This window comes from Methylobacterium aquaticum (assembly GCF_001043915.1).
Classification (GTDB): domain Bacteria; phylum Pseudomonadota; class Alphaproteobacteria; order Rhizobiales; family Beijerinckiaceae; genus Methylobacterium; species Methylobacterium aquaticum.
In genome coordinates this window covers 1-2,228 of record NZ_LABX01000342.1, presented here as the reverse complement: position 1 = coordinate 2,228, position 2,228 = coordinate 1, and the positions used below count along the sequence as shown (strand labels likewise).

The following is a 2,228-nucleotide window of genomic DNA, read 5'->3' as shown; positions in this document are numbered from 1 at the left end:
ACCTCGCCGCCGCGATCGAGGCCGGGCCCGCGCGCGACGGGCGGGCGAGCGCCGGCCCCTCAATCGTGGTGGAACACCTCCTCCATCGTCGCCCTCTCCCCGGCTCTCGAAGGGCCGCTGGCACGGGATGGTCAGAGTCCACCAGTCCTGGTTCTTCGCATCGGCCGCCATCTTCGCCATGTCGGCCTTGAAGTCGGTGCCGTGGTATTCCCAGGTGCCGAACAGCAGCTTCTCCGGCTCGCGCAGGAAGATCGTGTCGTTGCGGATGTTGCAGCGGCTGATCAGGTCCAGCACCTCCGGCCACACCGCCTCGTGCGCAGGCGCTTGTAGGTCGCGATCTGGTCCGGGGTCACGCCGATGACCATGCCCATGCGTTGCATCTCGGCCGCTCCTCAGCCTTGATCGAGCCGGTAGAAGGAGAGTGCGTTGCTGCCGAACACCGCGTCGTGATCGGCGGGCGGCACCAGGGTCCGGCAGTACCGGAGCCAGTCCTCGTAGGTCCCCGCGAGGGTGAGCACCGGCCAGTCGCTGCCCCATAGCACCCGGGCGGGACCGAACAGACCGAGGATCGTCTCGGCATAGGGGCGCACCGAGTCGGAACCGCCCTCCCCTGCCTCGGTCAGGAGGCCGGAGAGCTTGCACCAGACGTTCGGCCGGGCGGCCAAAGCCGCCAGGGCCTCCCGCCATCCGGGCGTGCCGCCGGCCGCGATCTCCGGCTTCGCGCCGTGGTCGACGACGATGCGCAAAGCGGGATGGCGCGCGGCGAAGGTCAGCAGAGCCGAGAGCTGGCGCGGACGCACCAGGGCGTCGAAGGCCAGGCCGTGGGCCACCATCGCGTCGATGGCCGGCGCGAGGACCGGGTCGGCGATCCAGGCGTCGTCCGGATGGTCCTGCACCATCGGGCGCAGGCCCTTCAGGTGCGGGTCGCCGGCGAGGCGGGCGATGCGCGCGGCCGCGTCCGGCGCCGTCAGGTCGGTCCAGCCGACGACCCCGCGGATGACCGGCGCACGGGCGGCGAGCGCCAGCATCGCCGCGGTCTCGGCCTCGTCCTCCAGGGTCTGGACCAGCACCGTGCCGTCGATGCCGCCCGCGGCGAGGAGTGGCGTCAGATCGTCGAGGGTGAAGTCGCGGTGGATAGCCGCGAGGTCCGGCGGCGGCCAGTGGCCGATCCGGTCGGCGAGACGCCAGAGATGGTGATGGGCGTCGATGGGCATGGCAGGCTCGAAACCGGGGGGCTCAGATCGGGGCGGCCTCGTCGATGAGGCCGCGTGCCTTCAGCCGGGCCCAGAAGCCGTCCGGGAGGGCATCCGCGAACCAGGTCGTGTTGGCCTCGACCTGCGCGGCGTTCCGGGTGCCGGTCACGACGGTGAGGGTCGCCGGGTGCAGGAGCGGGAATTGCAGCGCCGCCGCCTCCAGCCGCACCCCCTCCTCGGCACAGGCCGCGCGCAGGGTTTGCGTCCGGGCCACGAGGGCGGGCGGCGCCTCGGCGTAGTTGTAGGTGGTCTGGCCGGCGAGCAGCCCGGAATTGAAGGCGCCGGCCACCGCGATCCCGATGCCGCGGCGGGCGCAGGCATCCATCAGCGGCAGGCTGTCCTGCTCCAGGAGCGTGTAGCGGCCGGCCAGCATGCAGAGGTCGAGATCGGCCACCGCGATGGCGTCGGCGACGATCTCCCACTCGTTGACGCCGAGGCCGACCGCCCGCACGGCGCCTTCCTCGCGCAGCCGCATCAAGGCCCGGAACCCGCCGCCGGTCGTCAGTTGCTCCCAATGATGGGCGTGGCGCTCGCCATGGGTAACGCGGCCGATATCGTGAACATAGAGGATGTCGGGCGCGAGGAGACCGAGGCGCTGCCGGCTCGCCTCGAAGGCGCGCAGCACGCCGTCATGGCTGTAATCGAAGGTCGGGCGGAAGGGCAGCGGGTCGGCATAGCCCTCCTCCATCGGACCGACCGTCGGGTCCGGCACCATCACGCGGCCGACCTTGGTGCTCACGATGTAGCGGTCGCGCGGCTGTTCCGTGAGGAGCGTGCCGAGGCGGCGCTCCGCGCGGGTGAAGCCGTAGAACGGCGCGGTGTCGTAGTAGCGCACGCCCCGGTCCCAGGCCGCCCGGAACGCGCCCGCGGCCTCGTCGAGGCTCGTCGCCTGGAAGAGGCCGCCCATCTGCGCGCCGCCGAGCCCGAGGGCGGTGACGGTGACACCGGTGCGGGCGTGGCGGCGGGGGGTGGCGG

Annotated in this window: 2 protein-coding genes and 1 pseudogene; all 3 read right to left on the bottom strand. The window is 72.3% G+C overall.

What is annotated here, in order from left to right:
• Positions 1-59: 59 nt before the first annotated feature.
• Positions 60-380, bottom strand: a pseudogene (locus VP06_RS31475) (L-rhamnose mutarotase).
• 12 nt (positions 381-392) lie between these two features.
• On the bottom strand, positions 393-1,214 hold the full coding sequence (locus VP06_RS31470) for an amidohydrolase family protein (RefSeq protein WP_048467763.1): 822 nt from the start codon (positions 1,212-1,214) through the stop codon (positions 393-395).
• Between the two features lie 22 nt (positions 1,215-1,236).
• A partial coding sequence (locus tag VP06_RS31465; RefSeq protein ID WP_048467762.1) for an aldo/keto reductase occupies positions 1,237-2,228 on the bottom strand: 992 nt, incomplete at its 5' end.

Bases quoted from the DNA above. Each gene is read 5' to 3' on its own strand.
- VP06_RS31470 (WP_048467763.1), bottom strand. From the start codon at position 1,214: ATGCCCATCGACGCCCATCACCATCTCTGGCGTCTCGCCGACCGGATC.